Source organism: Nocardia sp. NPDC059154 (assembly GCF_042755705.1).
Taxonomy (GTDB): Bacteria; Actinomycetota; Actinomycetes; order Mycobacteriales; family Mycobacteriaceae; genus Nocardia.
This window is the reverse complement of sequence record NZ_JBHZCS010000036.1, coordinates 91,956-108,108: the sequence shown is the minus strand read 5'-3', so window position 1 is coordinate 108,108 and position 16,153 is coordinate 91,956. Positions and strand designations below refer to the sequence as shown.

The window sequence follows — 16,153 nt, the reverse complement described above, 5'->3', positions numbered from 1 at the left end:
ATCGGGGGCGGACCGGGTGGATTGCTCCGAAACGTCTTGACCCGACCGGCACGGCTCGGGTGAACGACAGGCATCACGTGGGGCAGCAGGTCGCCGCTGCCATCGATTCCAGTTGCCAGAGGTGGGGTTCACGGGCCGCGTGATTCCCGCATTCCCGCCAACGCACGAACCCACGAGGCTGGTGACCCCATCCCGGGCAGCACAGACCAATCCAGCCCGCCGGCTCCCTGTCCTCACCACACTGCCGCCCGCCGGGGAGGTCGATCCCCGGCTTCACTACCGATCCGCAGTGTCCCCAACGGGCGCAAGCCATCATGTGGCGACCCCAACCCCGTGATCCGAGCGAATACCTCCTGCAGCAACCCCACATGCGGCTTCAAAGGTGAGGGGGCTGGAAGGTGCAGGCGCGGACGTGAGCCCGACCCCCCCTCCCTTCTCCAGGCGTCCTTTGTCTTTTGGTCTTTTGTCTTTTGCGTTTTGTTCTTTATCTTTTGCCTTGTGGCGTATCCCACCCTCGTACCCGACGCCTGGCGCAGCTTCCTGATGTGGTGGCGTTTCTGGGGCACCGTCGGCTTCTGCGTCACAGGCTTCCTGTCCTTCATCATCATCAGAAACCTGGACGGCATCCCAGAGTTCTGCGGCTGGCGGCACCCTTGCCCACCCCAGATCATCCTGGGCCTGGGCGCGTTCCCCCTGTACACCTGGGCGGCCGGTGGAGCCGTCTCCTGGCAGCTCGGTCGCATAGCCCTGCGCCACGGCTGGCGCCCCACCTGGGGACTCGCGATCGGTGCCCTGATCTTCATCGCAGGCTTCCTATTCAGCCTCTACATGGTCGCCAATTACTGGTGGCCCTCCACCTGACCACTTCCGCATCCGCCTGTGGCGTCCGCGATCAGTGAATTCCGTAGTGGGCCACCGGAATTGCCGACATGTGAGGCCACTCTCACACACCGCAGCCCCCGCCGGGTGGTTGGTTGCCGGCGAGGGCTGCGGCTGTGCGCGATCAGGGTGCGACAGCACCCCAATCGGCGAATCCGGTCGGATCGTGGCGCCCCATGGTGCCGTGCTCGAACAGTCCCCAGCCCTCGGCGTCGCCGCAGCGCGCCTTGCCGACATGGTCGATGACGCCGAACGGAATGCGCCCGGCAATGGCCGGATCGGTCAGGTCGTAGAGCTTGCTCTCGGACCAGTCGCGGCCCTTCCATTGGCCGTGCTGCCAATCGGGGTCGCCGCCGTAGCCGCAACCGACATTGAGGGCCATGAAGGTTCCGGCCTCGACCTCGACCTCGACCGGCTTGCCGTCGGGCGTGGTGAGATCCAGGCGCACCCGCGTCGGGATGCGCGTGCCCGACTTGTACGTCAGATGCACACGGGGCCAGCCCAGTTGCTCGACCCGCCCGTCCTTCCAGATCCGGGTGGCGTCGTTGAGCGTGCGGAAGCCGTTGGGCTCCTCCTGCACGATGACGATGATGGAGAACTCGTCGAACAGCAGCGGCACGTACAGCCACCAGAAGCCTTCGGACGGTTCGGCCGCCAACCGGCCCGGGTGATCGGATTCGCCTACCGGGCGGATCCCCCAGGAGCGGTCGCGGGTGCCGCACCATGCGGACGGGTCCACGCTGATATCGGTGCCGTCGACATGCAGTGTGCCCGACCAGGTTCCGACCTGTGCGAAGCGCTGCGCGTCGATGATGGGCCGGTGCACGCCGGTGAGGATGGTGTGCGGCTGTTCGGCCATGGCCGGGAAGGAACCCTCCCAGGTCAGGTCGAAGGACAGGTCCTCGTGTTCGCAGAGCACACGGATCTTCTGCAGCGGTTCGGCAATCTCGATCCGGTAGCCGCCGACCTTGGGCTCGAGGCTGCGCTCGGCCAGGGCGTCGGAGAACCGCACGGCCCGCTGGGTGTCGCCGCGGCGCACGGTCGCGAACGCGTCGGTCACGCCCAGATTCGGGTACACGCCGAAACCGGTGACCAGAAAGGTGTCACTGCCGGTGTCGAGCGCGTTGAAGTAGTTGCGGTCGTAGAAGTTCCGATCACTGGTCCCGACCCGCGACATGGACAGCGGGGTCTGGTGGATCGGGTATTCGTCGAGCGAGTTGATCTGATTCTGCGTCATCTCTCAATCCCACGAGTAGGTGCCGTCGAGCATGGCTTCCAGCAGATGCCGGTGCATCACGTAGTCGTCGCGATCGTCGTTGTCGGCCGCCTCACCGAAGTGGATCATCCGCCGCCGGATGCGGGCCATCACGATGCCGTGCCGCAGCGCGGCGTACATGAGGTACCAGTCCAGGTCGCGCACGGCGTGCCCGCTGGCCTCCTCGTAGAGCTTCTCCACATCGGCGCGCCGCATGTAGTCGGCCAGGCCCGGCTGGTCGAACCGGGTGGCGATGTCCTGGAAGAACCGGTGGATGAGAATCGTCCAGGCCACGTCGAGTTCCCGCGGGCCGATGGCGGCCATCTCCCAGTCCAGTACCGCGACCGGATCGAACTCGTCGAACATCACATTGCCCGGCCGGGCGTCGCCCCAGCTCAGCACGTCCGGTCCGGTATCGGTGGGGAAGTTCTCCTCGAGCCAGTCGAAGGTGCGCTCCAGCAGCGGGATGCGGAATCCGTCGCGCGCGAGCGCCCAGTCGTACCACGCCCGCTGGGCCTCGAAGTGCCGCCGCAGCGCCGAGCCCTCGCCCGCCAGCATCGGGAACCGCTGGGCCGGATCGGGAATCGAGTGCACCTTGGCGATGATCTCGATGGTCCGGCAGGTCACCTGGTAGCGCTGCTCCGGGGTGGCCTCGTGCAGCCAGCCGATGAACACGTATGGCGGATTGTCCTCCGGCACACGGCCGTTCACGCGTCGCATGACGAAGAACGGTGCGCCCAGCACATTGTCGGAACCGGTTTCCAGCCAGCACAGCGGCGGCACCGGCAGGTCGGTGGCCTCGGCGACACCGGCAATGACCGCGAACTGCGTTGCCAGGTCGTAGTTCTCGAACACCGGGAAGGAGTTCCGATCGGGCGCGAGCCGCGCCACGAAGGACCCGCCGGCCGCCTGCCCATGCTCGGTCCACTCGGCGTCGAAGAGCAGCGTGGTGCTGGACATGCCGCCGGCCTGCGGCCGGGTGATCGAGGTGACCTGCGGCGGCTCGTCGGCCTCGACCTTGGTCCCGAGCCACTGCGCGAGTTCGGTCGCGAGTTCATCGAGGTTCTGGTCGGAGACGGTGAGTTCCATCCGCTGGTTGGGATCGGCGTGGGCCGAAGTCATGGGGTCCTCCCTGCGCGGGTGTAGCGGAGTGTGCCTGCGGGGTACCGGATGCGGCCGAGTCGCCGCTGTGGTAAGTCCGGTCGGCACGTTGGGTGAAATGTAACGCGTTCTAAATAGCTCCGGTAGGGGATCGGCAAGACCCGTTTCGCCAGTACCGGTGACCGGGATGTGGCTTGGTCGCCACGTCGTGGTCGTGCTGACACGTACTCCTCGAGAAGTAGTTCCTATCAGGCATATTCCGGGTCGGCTCAGGGTGAATCCGGAAGCGTGCGGGCCGCCGGACCGCCTACCGTCGAAGCTTCCGAATGGAAGTGAGGGACGGGGTATGAGCGTGCTGACAATCGACACCGCGACCGATCGGGAGGGGAGGGACACCGACCCCGCACGGTCCTGGAATCCGATCGGACGCATTCTCTTCCGCTTCGGATTCCTGTACTTCGGGCTCTTCTGCGTCTTCTACCCGCAAATGCTGATCGACTTCGCGGGACCGCTGCAACGCCGGCTCCCGGACGACTGGCCCCGCCTCTGGATGAGCGTGTCCCTGCCCATGGTGAAGTGGGTGGGCCACACCGTCTTCGGGACCGATGTGGCGCTGCACGAAACGGGCAGCGGTGATCAGGCGGTCTTCTGGATCCTGGTGTTCTGCCTGCTCGTGATCGCGGCGGCCGGGACCGTGCTCTGGACGATGCTGGACCGCACCCGGACCGAGTACCGCCGCCTGTCCGCGTGGTTCCTGTTGTTCATCCGGTTGTGCCTGGCCGGTCAGATGCTCGGATACGGTTTCGCCAAGGCGATTCCGACGCAGATGCCCGAGCCCGCGCTCACCACGCTGCTGACCCCGTACGGCGACTTCGCGCCCATGAGTGTGCTGTGGAGTCAGGTCGGCGTGTCACCGGTGTACGAAAGCCTGCTCGGTACCGCCGAGGTGCTGGGCGGCGTGCTCCTGCTGCTGCCGCGCACCCGGTTGGCGGGTGTGCTGCTGAGCCTGGTGAGCATGGCGCAGGTGTGGGTGCTGAACATGACCTTCGATGTGCCGGTGAAGCTGCTGTCGTTCCATCTGATGCTGCTCTGCCTGGTCCTGCTGGTGCCCGAGGCGCCGCGGCTCACCGCGTTCCTGACCGGCCGGGCCGCCGGTCCGCCCGCCACCCCACAGCCGTTCCGCACTCGCCGGACGGTGCGCTGGGCGGCCGCCGCGCAGGTGCTGCTGATCGTGTGGTTGTCGGCGGGCTACGTCTGGATCGGGGCGGACAACTGGCGCGAATACGGCGGTGGCAGCGCGAAATCCGAGCTGTACGGCATCTGGACGGTCACCGACTTCACCCGCGACGGCCAGCCGGTGCCGCCACTGCTCACCGATGAGAGCCGCTGGCGGCGACTGGTTTTCGACCAGCCCAAGATGGCCGTCGTGCAGCGCATGGACGATGAGTTGATGCCGCTGGGCGCGCAGATCGACACCGGCGCACACCGATTGGTGCTCCGCGGCGCGCAGGCGACCACGGACCTGGCGGATCTCGGCTACGAGCAACCGACGCCGAACCGGCTGGTGCTCAACGGCCGGCTGGATGGCCACCCGGCCACCATCACGCTCGATCAGCTCGACCTCGGCCAGCTGCCGCTCCGGACAGGCCGTGGCCTGCACCTGATTCAGGAAGACGCGAACTTCGGCAAGGTCATGGGGTAGTGATGTCGCTCATCTGGTTGGTCCACAGCGGATTCGGGGCGAGGAATTCGCCGGATCCGGCCGCGAACGCCCGCTGGGCGTCGGCCCTGCCGAGCAGCCGGGCGGCCAGCCAGGCGGTGGGATAGCCGAGGTAGCCGGAGACTCCGGAGGTGCACGGCCAGGAGGCGTCGGCGCAATCCGGCTGGCCCTGAACATCATTGTGATTCGGGCCGACCAGGGTGCCCCACGCCTTCTGGACACCGGCGGGCACCGCGTCGTAGAAGGCCCGCAGTGACTGCAGGCCGACGGCTGTCGGCGGCAAGGTCTGCTCGGACGGCGAGATGACGGTGTCGGCCGAACCGTTCACGAAGAAGACCGAACCGCCGGCCAGTCCATGGGCATCCGGGCACCAGCCCAGGAAGCACGACAGCTGGACGGGCAGCTCGATCGGCACTGCGGTCTTGATCCGGCCGCCCGAATGCATCATGGCGTTGAGGGCGCCCGTCGCCCCCTGCGAATGCCCCACCGCGCCAATCGCATCCGGGTCGAGCCGGTCGTGGAAGACGCTGGCCGGGTCTGCGGCCAGGGACAGCAGCCGGTCGACCGCCCCCGCGATGTCGATCCCCGACCCGGTGGCCGAGTTCTCGGTGGCGATCACCACGAACCCCCAGGATGCGAAATGCCGGAGCAGATACGCGTATTGGTTCGGATGCGCGTTGGTCCCGTCGCCCCAGGTGATGATCGGATGCTGGAACCCGTTGGCCCCCAGTTCGGTCGGATACCAGATGTCGTAGGCGGCCCCGGTGGAGTCGCAGCAGGTGAAGGCGCGCAGTTCGGTCACCGCCCAGGGCCCGGGCTGCGCATAGACGGCCTCCACCGGAGGATCGGCGTGACTGATTACGAGGGGAATGCCGAGCACCACCAGTGCGGCGAGCAGGCAACAGCGAACAAGCACGGTGGCACTGCGTGTCATAGCTATTGAGCATAGAAATGACCGGCGCGTTGGATGCGCAAGATGACCGCGACCGTTGTGAACTCTGTATCGATTGCCACCCGGATGCCGGGCGATTGTCGTGCGCCGCCGCCCACGCCGTACCCTGAATCCTTGTGCAGAACCCCGCAGCCACCCCCGATGACCAGCCGGTTCCCGAGTCCCGGGTCGACACCGGCGATCCGAACTACCTGGTCGGCCTCGATCTGAACGGTCGCCGCGTGGTCGTGGTCGGCGGCGGCACGGTGGCGCAGCGGCGGCTCGGGCTGCTCATCGCTTCCGGCGCGGATGTGCACGTGATCAGCCGTGAGGCCACGCCCGCGGTCGAGGGCATGGCCACCTCGGGACAGCTGACCCTGGAGTTGCGTGCCTACGCCGACGGCGATCTCGACGGCGCCTGGTACGTCATGGCCTGCACCGACGAACGCGAGACCAATGCGGCCGTGGTCGCGGAGGCCACCCGCCGCCGCATTTTCTGCGTCCGCGCCGACACCGCGCGGCTGGGCACCGCGGTCACTCCGGCCACCGCGCGCTACGACGGCATGACGATGGGCGTACTGGCCGGCGGGCAGCACCGCCGCTCGGCCGCGGTGCGCAACGCGCTGTTGGAAGCCCTGCAATCCGGTGTGGTGACCGATGATTCGGCCCCTGTGACCCCGGGCGTGGCGCTGGTCGGCGGCGGCCCCGGCGATCCGGATCTCATCACCGTGCGCGGCCGCCGCCTGCTGGCCCGCGCGAATCTCGTTGTCGCCGACCGGCTCGCGCCGCCGGAGCTGCTGGCCGAGCTCGGGCCGGAGGTGGAGGTCATCGACGCGGCCAAGATTCCCTACGGCCGGGCCATGGCGCAGGAGGCCATCAATGCCGCGCTCATCGAGGGCGCGAAGGCGGGCAAATTCGTGGTGCGGCTCAAGGGCGGCGACAACTATGTCTTCGGGCGTGGCTACGAGGAACTCGAAGCCTGCGTCGACGCCGGTATCCCGGTGACCGTGGTTCCCGGTGTCACCAGCGCGATTTCGGTGCCCGCCCTGGCCGGTATCCCGGTCACCCACCGCGGTGTCACGCACGAGTTCGTGGTCGTCAGCGGCCACGTCGCGCCTGATCACCCGGATTCGCTGGTCGACTGGCCCGCGCTGGCCCGGCTGCGCGGCACCATCGTGCTGCTGATGGCGGTGGAGCGGATCGAGAAGTTCGCCGACGCGCTGATCTCCGGTGGCCGTGCCGCCGACACCCCGGTCACCGTCATCCAGGAGGGCAGCCTGCGCACCCAGCGCATCCTGCGCGCCGACCTGGCCACCGTCGCCGAGCGGGTGCGCACCGAGGGCATTCGCCCGCCGGCCATCATCGTCATCGGCCCGACGGCGGGCTTCACGGCGGGTGCGCCGGACCAGGACAACTCCTGACGTCGCGTAATGAGATCGGTTCGCCGGATAGTGCATCCATTACAGTGGGCGGGTGCTCGATAACCCCGCTGCGACGATGCAGTATCCGGTGACCAAGCGGGCTTTCGGGCTCGCAATTCTCGTCCTCAGCGGGCTTCAGCTGATGGTCGTGCTGGACGGCACCGTCATGATCCTGGCGCTGCCGCGACTACAGGAACAGCTCGGCCTGTCCAACGCGGGCAGTGCGTGGACGGTCACGGCCTATGGTCTTCCGTTCGCGGGCCTCATGCTCCTGGGCGGGCGTCTCGGTGACTCGTTCGGCCGCAAGCGGATGCTGATTCTGGGCGTCGCGCTGTTCACCCTCGCCTCGGCGCTGTGTGGCATGGCCCAGAACGAGGCATGGCTGATCGCGGCCCGCGCGCTGCAGGGCACGGGCGCGGCCATCGCCGCGCCGACCGCCTTCGCGCTGGTGGCGAGCACCTACGCGCCCGGCCCGGCCCGCAATCAAGCGGTCGCCATCTTCGGATCCATGGTCGGTATCGGCTCGGTCGGCGGTCTGGTCATCGGCGGCGCGCTGACCCAGGTCGACTGGCGCTGGATCTTCTGGATCAATGTGCCGATCGGCATTCTCATCGTCTGGGGCGCGATCTACCAGCTCCGCGACACCGCGCACCACCGCATGTCCATGGATGTGCGCGGCGCCATCCTGGGCACGCTGGCCTGTGTGTCGGTCGTCTTCGGCGCGACCGAGGGGCCCGAAATGGGTTGGGGCTCTCCGGTCATCCTCGGCGCGCTGATCGGCGGCTTCGTCCTGCTGATCGTGTTCATCTTCGCCGAGCGTGACGTGGACAACCCGCTGCTGCCGTGGTCGCTGTTCAAGAGCCGCGACCGCGTGATCACCTTCGCCGCCATCTTCCTGACCTCCGGCGTGCTCGGTGCGACCACCTTCTTCGTCGCGCAGTTCCTGCAGAACGTGCTGCGCTACAGCCCGCTGCAGGCCGGTCTGGCCAGCATTCCGTTCACCCTCGGCGCGGGCGTCGGTACCGCGGTGGCGTCCAAGGCGTGCATGTATGTCCGGGCGCGCTGGCTGCTGCTGGCGGCCGCCCTGGTGCTGGCGGGCGCGCTGTACTTCGGTTCGACACTGGACAGTTCGGCCGACTATTTCCCCACGCTGCTGGTCATGATGTCGATCGTCGGCTTCTGCGTGGGCACCGCCATCGTGATCCTGCCGCTGTGCGTGCTGGTCGGCGTGGACATGGCCCACATCGGCCCGCTGTCGGCGGTCGGGCAGATGTTCATGAACATGGGCACGCCGTTCGCGGTCGGCGTGCTGAGCCCGGTCGCCCTGTCGCGCACATTGGCGCTCGGCGGCAAATCGGGCAAGGTGAGCGAGATGTCGCCGAGTCAGATCGATGCGCTGGGCAGCGGGTACACCCTCGTCCTGCTGGTGTGCGCCATCGGCACCGCGGTCATGGGCCTGCTGGCGCTGACGCTGCGCTACACGCCCGGGCAGCTGGCCCAGGCGCAGCACGCGCAGGACGAGGCTCAGAAGAGCTAGGGCACCGCGGTGACCGCGATCGCCGATTCGGTCAGGCTGCCGAGGTAGATCGCACCGTCCTGTTCGGCGACCCCGGTGACCATGGCGTAGTCGGTGCCCTCGCGCTGCAGGTCGTGAACGAGATTCCCGTCGAAGTCGAAGGCCTGCACCCACACGGTGCGTGCCGGTTTCGGTTGCAGCGCTTCGGGAATCGCCCACACCAGCCGGCGCAGCACGCCGGGCAGCGGAAGCAGCATGTCCAGCAGCGGATTTCGCGGCGACACCAGCGCCACCCAGGCCAGCCCGTCGCTGCCGAGGCCCATATTGTCGGGGAAGGCGGGCAGGTTCTCGGCGAAGTAGTCGTGGGTGCCCGCCTTCGGCCCGGTCAGCCAGTAGCGGGTGATGCTGTAGCCGCCGGTCTCGGCGACCAGCACGCACGAGCGGTCCGGGGCGAGCACGATGCCGTTCGCGAATTTCAGCCCGTCGACCAGGGTTTCGACACTGCCGTCGGGATTGCGGCGCAGCAGCCGACCGGTCTCGGAGTGCTCGAGCATGTCGCCCATGTATTCGCCGAGCGACCAGTGCCGGGTGGATTCGGAGAAGTAGACGGTGTCGCCGTCGGCGACCACATTGCTGGTGAAGTTCAGCGGCACACCGTCGACCTCGGACACCAGCACCTCGACCTGCCCGCCCGGCTTGTCCAGGCGCAGCAGCCCACGGTTGGCATCGCAGATCAGCAGCGAGCCATCGGGGTTCGCGTGCAGTCCCAGCGGTCGCCCGCCGGTGTGCCCGATCCGCTCGGCCGTGCCGTCGGCCGGGTCGACCGCCACCAGGGTGCCGTCCGCGAGTCCCGCGACGACTCTGCCGTCGGGGGCGATCACCACATCCTCGGGCCCCTCTCCGGGCACCTCGAGCCGCCGCACGGGCGGCATGGGTGGCGCACTGTGGTTTTCGTGGGCGCGGGCCGTCGCCTTGGGCGGCGTCCAGCGCTTGGGCTGCATGGACATGGCTCACTGTAACCCGGCCCTTGGTAGTCAACAGTTGTTGGCCTACACTTGTGGGCATGACTGTGGAGACGGGGCCGCGGCGGTCGGACGCCACCCGCGCGGCGATTCTGGAGGCGGCGCGCCGCCGCTTCGCCGAGGACGGCTACCGGAAGGCGACCATCCGGGCGATCGCGGCCGACGCCGGGATCGACCCGTCGATGGTGATGCGCTACTACGGCAACAAGGACGGATTGTTCGACGCCGCACTGGATGTCGACCTGGAGCTGCCGGATCTCGGTGCGGCCGCGCCGGATTCGCTGGGCGCACTGCTCGCGGCGCGTTTCCTGGAGCTGTGGGAACAGCCGCCGACCAGCGAGATCCTGCTCACCCTCATCCGTTCGTCGCTGACCGACGAGGACGTGGTGGAACGCACCCGGCGCATCTTCGCCCAGCAGCTCATGCCGGCCGTGCTGCGTTTCGGCGATCCGGCCGACGCACCGCATCGCGCGGGTCTGATCGCCACCCAGATCCTGGGACTCGCCCTGTGCCGCTACGTCTTACGGCTCCCGCCGGTGGTGGCGCTGAGCTCGGATCAGATCGTCGCCGATATCGGGCCCACTATTCAGCGCTACCTCACGCTCGGGAACGCTTGACCTTATGAGCCAGTGGTGAAAACCACGCTGCCGGAGGGGTTTTCTCCGGACCGAAGATTGGGCACACTGCCCGGATGGGGATGAGTCTGGACGCGGATCTGCTGGACCGCTGGACGAAATTGGCCGGGCCGCAGGCACGCGCGGTGGGGGAGGACCTGGTCCGCCGCTACCGTGAGCCGCACCGCCGCTATCACACCGTCGAGCACCTGGCCGCCATGCTGGCGGTCATCGACGATCTGGCCGCCGACGCCGAGGATCTGGACGCGGTGCGCTACGCCGCCTTCTTCCACGACGCGGTCTACGCCGTCGACGGCACCGACAACGAGGAGGCCAGCGCCCGCCTGGCCGAAACCGCCCTGCCCGCACTGGGAGTCGGCGCGGAGACGGTGGCGGAGGCCGCGCGGCTGGTCCGGCTGACCGGCGGCCACCATCCGGACCCGTCGGACCGCAACGGCGCGGTGCTCTGCGATGCCGATCTGGCGATCCTCGCGGCCGACGCGACCGCCTACGCCGCCTACACCTCGGCCGTCCGCGCAGAGTACGCCCACGTTCCCGACCCGCTCTTCCGCTCGGGCCGGGCGGCCGTGCTGGCGGCGCTCGCCGGGCAGCCCGCCCTCTTCCGCACGCCCACCGCCCGGGCCCGCTACGAGTCCGCGGCCCGCGCCAACCTCGCGGCCGAACTCGCCACGCTCACCGCGGAGCCGGCCGGCGAACCCGGGGCCGAGTGAGGGTTCGCGCCCCGATCAGCGGGTGCCGTACTTGTAGGTCTGCTTCCGCAGTTTGAGGTACACCATGATCTCGGCGTGCCGGACCCCGGCCAGCCCTCGAATCCGGTTGGACACCAGGTCGAGCAGGGCCTCGTCGTCCGGGCACACGGCCTCGCAGAGGATGTCGTAGCGGCCGGCGCACACCACGACATAGTTGATCTCCTCGATGGCAGCCAAGATGTCGGTCACCTGCTGCACCGGCCCGTCGACGGTGATGGCGATCATGGCCTGCCGGAACAGCCCGACCTGCAGGGGATCGGTGACCGCCACGATCTGGATCACCCCGGCATCGGCCAGCTTCTGCACGCGCTGGCGGACGGCGGCCTCGGAGAGTCCGACGGCCTTGCCGATGGTGGCGTACGCGCGTCGCCCGTCCTCCTGGAGTTCGGCGATGATCCGCTTGGAGATGTCGTCGAGGATCGGAGCTCCCCGGCCGGAGTACTGGTCGATCACGAGATCATCCTTCCTCATCGCGGCTGGTCGGGCGAACGCCCGACCGGCGGTCGCGAGCGCGCGGGTATGTTGGGATCGGTCGCCGGGTCCGGCGGTTTTCGGTCCGACAAGGATGATCTCCCGTGAAGTACGTTCCGCGCGCGGTTCTGTTCCTCGGCATTCCCGCGCTCCTGTTCGCCCTCCCCTGGTGGCTGCTGGTCTACACGACGATGTCGGGGACATGGTTCTGGCTCGGGTCGGCGGTGTTCCTGCTCGGCTATCTGGCGCTGCCCGCGGGCATGCTGCTCGGGCACGGCCCCCGGCAGTCCGACGCGGCTTCGCTGGTGGGCGACACCATGCTGGGTGTCATGTGGGTGGTGTTCACCTGGTCGGTGATCGGCGCCGCGGTCCGGGGTGTGCTGGCGGTCGCGGGGGTGGACGATCCGGTGCGCTCGCGCGTGGTGGCCGTCGGGGTGCTCGCGGTGTCGGTCGTGCTGTCCGCCTGGGCGATCTACGAGGCGCGCCGGGTGCCGCGCGTGCGCACGGTCGAGGTCGGGATCCCCGGTCTCGGTGCGGGTTTGGACGGTTTCCGGCTGGTGGTCGTCACCGACACCCACTACGCCGCGACCGATCGGTTGCGCTGGTCGGAGCGGGTGGTCGAGGAGGTCAACGCGCTGCGTCCCGATATCGCCTGTCACGCGGGCGATCTCGCCGACGGCTCGGTGGAGAAGCGGAGGGCGCAGGTCGATCCGCTGGGCAAGGTCGAGGCCGAGTACGGCCGCTTCTACATCACCGGCAATCACGAATACTTCGGCGACGCACCGGGCTGGATCGACCACATGTCCGGCCTGGGCTGGCAGCCGCTGCGCAACCAGCACGAGGTCATCACCCGCGATGGCGACAGCCTCGTGCTGGCGGGCATCGACGACCCCACCGGTAGCGGCCTGCCCGGCCACGGCCCCGACATCGAAGCGGCCCTGGCCGGCGCCGATCCGGCACTGCCGGTGGTACTGCTGGCCCATCAGCCCAAACAGGTCACCGATGCGGTGTCGGCCGGTGTGGCCCTGCAGATTTCGGGCCATACCCACGGCGGGCAGATCTGGCCCTTCCGGTACCTGGTCCGCCTGGACCAGCCCGTGGTGGCCGGGCTCAGCCGCCACGGCGAGCGCACCCAGCTCTACACCAGCCGGGGCACCGGCTTCTGGGGTCCGCAGCTGCGCCTGTTCGCGCCGAGCGAGATCACGGTGCTGATCCTGCGCCGGCCCAACTGATTCCGCCCGCTCAGCTGTCGAAGCCCAGGCCAGTGTAGTCGAGGGTCTTCAGCCACAGATTGCGGCGTCCCTGGTGCGCGTCCGCGCGGGCCAGGGACCAGCGGGTGAGGTGAATTCCCGCGGAGCGCAACGGTTCCGGCGGCAGCGGCAGCGGCCGGGAGCGGACCATGCGCAGGCGGGTCCGCTCGGTGTCGCGGCCCCACAGCTGGTCGAGCATGACCTCCGCGCCGAAGCGGGTCGCGCCCACCCCGAGCCCGGTGTAGCCGGCGGCGTAGACCAGCCGGCCCTTGTAGGCGGAGCCGAAGAAGGCGCAGAACCGGCCGCAGGTGTCGATGACCCCGCCCCAGCGGTGGGTGAAGCGCAGGCCGTCGAGCTGCGGGAAGGTCTGGAAGAAGTGCTGGGCGAGGGTTTCGAAGGTGGCCTCGTTGTATTCCAGGGCGGGGGCGATGCGATTGCCGAAGTGGTAGATGGCGTCGTAGCCGCCGAAGAGGATGCGGTTGTCGCTGGTCAGGCGGTAGTAGTGGAAGCGGTAGGAGGCGTCGCCCAGGCCCATGCGGGTGCCCCAGCCGATGCTGTCGAGCTGTTCGGCGGTGAGCGGCTCGGTCATGAGCGCGTAGTCGTAGACCGGCACCACATGGCGTGACACCTTGGGCACCGGGCCCGCGAAAGCGCTGGTGCACAGGGCAACCCGGGGCGCGCGGACCTCACCGTGCGGGGTGTGCAGGGTCAGCGTGCCGCGGTGGGATTTCGAAAGGCGTTGCACCGGAGTGCCTTCGAAGATGCGGACACCGGAATCCAGGCAGGCGCGCCGTAGTCCCCAGGCCAGCCGGGCCGGATCGAGCATGGCGACGCCGTCGCGGTCCCACCAGCCGCCGAGGTAGGTGGGGGAGTGCACCATGCCCTGCACCTGGCCGGCGTCGAGCAACTCGGTGCGGTAGCCGAGGGCTTCGGCGGCATCGTGGCTCTCCTGCAGCCATTCGACCTCGTGCGGCGCGGTGGCGACCTCCATTTCGCCGGTGCGCTCGAAGTCGCAGTCGATGCCGTACCGGAGGATGGCCTTCTCGATGTCGTCCAGGTTGGAGCGGCCGAGCCGTTCGAGCTGGCCGATCTCGTCGGGGAAGCGCTCCATGCCATTGGCCAGGCCGTGGGTCAGGCTGGCGGAGCAGAATCCGCCGTTGCGGCCCGAGGCCGCGTGTCCGCAGAGACCGGACTCCAGCAGCACCACATCGATGCCGGGATCGCGTTCCTTGGCCAGCAGCGCGGTCCAGAGCCCGCTGTAGCCGCCGCCGATGACGGCCAGATCCGCGGTGGTGGCGGTGGTGAGGGGGTCGGTGGGGGTCGGCCGCTCGGGCCGGTCGGTCCAGTACGGCGTCGGCGCTGCATCGATGAGTGCCGACGCCCACAGTTTGCTTCCTTTGGCCGACATGGCCGATCAACTCCTTCTCTCGTGCCGATACGGCGAACGTTCGCGCCTGCGTGCTCGGGGTACGTGGAAGCCGCCGATGGTCACCCGTGGGGGGACCAGTCGGCGGCTTTCGAGAGAGTCAGCTGGTGGCGGCGCGATCCTCGGAGCGGCGGGGCATACGCACGGTGGACCGCAATACCTGCGTCGGCGACGTCGGCCGGTCCATTTCCGCCTCCTCCTGTGTCATGAGGATAGCCCAGAAATTCGCGGGCGGGTCCGATCGGAGCCGCCCGCGCGATATCGCCGCCTTTTACCCGGCCCGGAAGATGACGTCGTGCCAGGGCTTGTGCGCCGCGCCGGTGATATCCGACATGACGTGCTTGATATTCGTGTACTCCTCGAATGCGTAGGCGGACATGTCTTTTCCGAATCCGGAGGACTTGTACCCGCCGTGCGGCATTTCGCTGATGATCGGAATATGGTCGTTGATCCACACGCAGCCGGCCTGAATTTCCCGGCTCGCCCGCTGGGTGCGGAACACATCGCGGGACCAGGCGGAGGCGGCCAGCCCGTAGACGGTGTCGTTGGCCAGTGCGATGGCCTCGTCGTCGGTGTCGAAGGGCAGCACGACCAACACCGGGCCGAAGATCTCGTGCTGCACGATCTCGGAGTCCTGGGCCGCGCCGGTGATCAGTGTCGGCTCGAAGTAGGAACCCGCCGCCGGGGTGTGTTCCGGAATTCGGCCGCCGCGTACGATTTTCGCGCCGGATTCTCGGGCGCGTTCCACCATGCCCAGCACTTTGTCGCGGTGCGCGCGCGAAATGAGCGGCCCCATATCGGTTTCCGGGTGCTCGACCGGACCGAGTACCACCCGGTCCATGAGATCGGCTACGCGGCCGACGAATTCCTCGAACAGCGGACGTTGCACATAGGCGCGGGTGGCGGCCGTGCAATCCTGGCCGGTATTGATGAGCGCGCCCGCGACCGCGCCCCGCGCCGCGGCTTCTGGGTCGGCGTCGTCGAACACGACGAAGGGTGCCTTGCCGCCGAGTTCGAGATGGACCCGCTTGACCGCACCGGCGGCAGTGGCGGCCACCCGTTTGCCGACCCCGGTGGAGCCGGTGAACGACACCATGGCCACGGCCGGATGCTCCACCAGCGGCTGTCCCGCCTCGGCGCCGGTGCCGGTGAGCACATTGATCACGCCCGGCGGCACGCCCGCGTCGGTCGCGGCCTCCGCGAACAGCAGCGAGGACAGCGGGGTCAGCTCGGAAGGCTTGAGCACCACCGTGTTTCCGGCGGCGACGGCGGGCAGGATCTTCCAGGCCGCCATTTGCAGCGGATAGTTCCAGGGCGCGATGGACCCGATGACGCCGAGGGGTTCCCGCCGGATCGACGAGGTGTGGTCACCGGAGTATTCGGCCGCCGCCTTGCCTTCCAGGTGCCGGGCGGCGCCGGCGAAGAAGGCCGTGTTGTCGATGGTGCCGGGCACGTCGAATTCCGTGGCGAGGCGAATCGGCTTGCCCGCGTTGACACTTTCGATCGCGGCGAGGTCCCCGGCACGAGCGCGCAGGATCCGGGCCCATTCGTGCATGAGGTCCGACCGCGCGCCCGGGGTGAGCCCGGCCCAGCCGGGGAAGGCCGCCCGGGCCGCGGTCACCGCCGACTCGACGTCGGCCGCGTCCGCGCCGCCGCCGGAGGCGATGACCGCGCCCGTGGCCGGCGCGATGATCGACAGCGGCGCACCCGATCCGGATCGTCGTGCGCCGCCGATGAATTGCAGTTGTTCCTGACCCATCGCGCTCCTCGCGTTCTC

General features: G+C 68.6%; 14 protein-coding genes. 7 read left to right on the top strand and 7 right to left on the bottom strand.

Translation table 11 applies throughout. From position 1 onward, the window contains the following. The first annotated feature begins 498 nt into the window (after window positions 1–498). Complete coding sequence (locus ACFXN1_RS28680; RefSeq protein ID WP_379402480.1) at window positions 499–861, top strand: hypothetical protein; 363 nt, start codon at window positions 499–501, stop codon at window positions 859–861. A 142-nt stretch (window positions 862–1,003) separates the two neighbouring features. Here ACFXN1_RS28680 and ACFXN1_RS28675 read toward each other — a convergent pair whose 3' ends face one another. After that, the gene (locus ACFXN1_RS28675; protein WP_379439594.1) at window positions 1,004–2,116 is read right to left on the bottom strand and encodes a hypothetical protein; all 1,113 of its coding nucleotides are present in this window, start codon (window positions 2,114–2,116) and stop codon (window positions 1,004–1,006) included. A 3-nt stretch (window positions 2,117–2,119) separates the two neighbouring features. Continuing rightward, complete coding sequence (locus tag ACFXN1_RS28670) at window positions 2,120–3,256, bottom strand: phosphotransferase family protein (protein ID WP_379439593.1); 1,137 nt, start codon at window positions 3,254–3,256, stop codon at window positions 2,120–2,122. Between the two features lie 325 nt (window positions 3,257–3,581). On the opposite strand from ACFXN1_RS28670, the gene ACFXN1_RS28665 reads away from it, so the two are divergent. After that, entirely contained in the window at window positions 3,582–4,937 is a 1,356-nt protein-coding gene (locus tag ACFXN1_RS28665; protein ID WP_379439591.1) for a DoxX family protein, read from the top strand. Here ACFXN1_RS28665 and ACFXN1_RS28660 read toward each other — a convergent pair. After that, window positions 4,927–5,889 carry a hypothetical protein gene (locus tag ACFXN1_RS28660; protein ID WP_379439590.1) on the bottom strand — a complete coding sequence of 321 codons (963 nt, stop codon included), beginning with the start codon at window positions 5,887–5,889 and terminating at the stop codon, window positions 4,927–4,929. The genes ACFXN1_RS28665 and ACFXN1_RS28660 overlap by 11 nt on opposite strands. Window positions 5,890–6,098: 209 nt before the next feature. Here ACFXN1_RS28660 and cobA point away from each other — a divergent pair, with 209 nt between their 5' ends. Together cobA and ACFXN1_RS28650 are read left to right on the top strand one after the other, a co-directional pair. Then, a complete protein-coding gene (cobA, locus tag ACFXN1_RS28655; RefSeq protein ID WP_379439599.1) occupies window positions 6,099–7,307 on the top strand; it encodes a uroporphyrinogen-III C-methyltransferase in 1,209 nt (402 codons plus the stop codon). Window positions 7,308–7,359: 52 nt separating this feature from the next. Next, a complete protein-coding gene (locus ACFXN1_RS28650; RefSeq protein WP_379402485.1) occupies window positions 7,360–8,844 on the top strand; it encodes an MFS transporter in 1,485 nt (494 codons plus the stop codon). Here the strand turns inward: ACFXN1_RS28650 and ACFXN1_RS28645 are convergent. After that, complete coding sequence (locus ACFXN1_RS28645) at window positions 8,841–9,830, bottom strand: SMP-30/gluconolactonase/LRE family protein (RefSeq protein WP_379439588.1); 990 nt, start codon at window positions 9,828–9,830, stop codon at window positions 8,841–8,843. The two genes, ACFXN1_RS28650 and ACFXN1_RS28645, sit on opposite strands and share 4 nt — an antisense overlap. A gap of 56 nt (window positions 9,831–9,886) precedes the next feature. On the opposite strand from ACFXN1_RS28645, the gene ACFXN1_RS28640 reads away from it, so the two are divergent. Both ACFXN1_RS28640 and ACFXN1_RS28635 read left to right on the top strand, forming a co-directional pair. After that, a complete protein-coding gene (locus ACFXN1_RS28640; RefSeq protein WP_379439587.1) occupies window positions 9,887–10,462 on the top strand; it encodes a TetR family transcriptional regulator in 576 nt (191 codons plus the stop codon). A 74-nt stretch (window positions 10,463–10,536) separates the two neighbouring features. Next, on the top strand, window positions 10,537–11,190 hold the full coding sequence (locus ACFXN1_RS28635; protein WP_379439585.1) for a metal-dependent phosphohydrolase: 654 nt from the start codon (window positions 10,537–10,539) through the stop codon (window positions 11,188–11,190). A 15-nt stretch (window positions 11,191–11,205) separates the two neighbouring features. Here the strand turns inward: ACFXN1_RS28635 and ACFXN1_RS28630 are convergent, their stop codons facing one another. Next, window positions 11,206–11,700 carry an Lrp/AsnC family transcriptional regulator gene (locus ACFXN1_RS28630; RefSeq protein WP_379421369.1) on the bottom strand — a complete coding sequence of 165 codons (495 nt, stop codon included), beginning with the start codon at window positions 11,698–11,700 and terminating at the stop codon, window positions 11,206–11,208. 104 nt (window positions 11,701–11,804) lie between these two features. Here ACFXN1_RS28630 and ACFXN1_RS28625 point away from each other — a divergent pair, with 104 nt between their 5' ends. Further along, entirely contained in the window at window positions 11,805–12,932 is a 1,128-nt protein-coding gene (locus ACFXN1_RS28625) for a metallophosphoesterase (RefSeq protein WP_379439583.1), read from the top strand. Between the two features lie 10 nt (window positions 12,933–12,942). On the opposite strand, the gene ACFXN1_RS28620 is transcribed toward ACFXN1_RS28625, so the two are convergent. Together ACFXN1_RS28620 and ACFXN1_RS28615 are read right to left on the bottom strand one after the other, a co-directional pair. Further along, complete coding sequence (locus tag ACFXN1_RS28620) at window positions 12,943–14,358, bottom strand: NAD(P)/FAD-dependent oxidoreductase (protein ID WP_379439581.1); 1,416 nt, start codon at window positions 14,356–14,358, stop codon at window positions 12,943–12,945. Between the two features lie 289 nt (window positions 14,359–14,647). Beyond that, entirely contained in the window at window positions 14,648–16,135 is a 1,488-nt protein-coding gene (locus ACFXN1_RS28615; RefSeq protein ID WP_379439580.1) for a gamma-aminobutyraldehyde dehydrogenase, read from the bottom strand. Between the last annotated feature and the right edge of the window lie 18 nt (window positions 16,136–16,153).

What these genes read in the sequence shown, in the direction of transcription:
- ACFXN1_RS28675 (WP_379439594.1), bottom strand. Translation starts at nt 2,116, where the DNA reads ATGACGCAGAATCAGATCAACTCGCTCGACGAATACCCGATCCACCAG.
- ACFXN1_RS28670 (WP_379439593.1), bottom strand. Translation starts at nt 3,256, where the DNA reads ATGACTTCGGCCCACGCCGATCCCAACCAGCGGATGGAACTCACCGTC.
- ACFXN1_RS28665 (WP_379439591.1), top strand. Translation starts at nt 3,582, where the DNA reads ATGAGCGTGCTGACAATCGACACCGCGACCGATCGGGAGGGGAGGGAC.
- ACFXN1_RS28660 (WP_379439590.1), bottom strand. Translation starts at nt 5,889, where the DNA reads ATGACACGCAGTGCCACCGTGCTTGTTCGCTGTTGCCTGCTCGCCGCA.
- ACFXN1_RS28645 (WP_379439588.1), bottom strand. Translation starts at nt 9,830, where the DNA reads ATGTCCATGCAGCCCAAGCGCTGGACGCCGCCCAAGGCGACGGCCCGC.
- ACFXN1_RS28640 (WP_379439587.1), top strand. Translation starts at nt 9,887, where the DNA reads ATGACTGTGGAGACGGGGCCGCGGCGGTCGGACGCCACCCGCGCGGCG.
- ACFXN1_RS28635 (WP_379439585.1), top strand. Translation starts at nt 10,537, where the DNA reads ATGGGGATGAGTCTGGACGCGGATCTGCTGGACCGCTGGACGAAATTG.
- ACFXN1_RS28630 (WP_379421369.1), bottom strand. Translation starts at nt 11,700, where the DNA reads ATGAGGAAGGATGATCTCGTGATCGACCAGTACTCCGGCCGGGGAGCT.
- ACFXN1_RS28620 (WP_379439581.1), bottom strand. Translation starts at nt 14,358, where the DNA reads ATGTCGGCCAAAGGAAGCAAACTGTGGGCGTCGGCACTCATCGATGCA.
- ACFXN1_RS28615 (WP_379439580.1), bottom strand. Translation starts at nt 16,135, where the DNA reads ATGGGTCAGGAACAACTGCAATTCATCGGCGGCGCACGACGATCCGGA.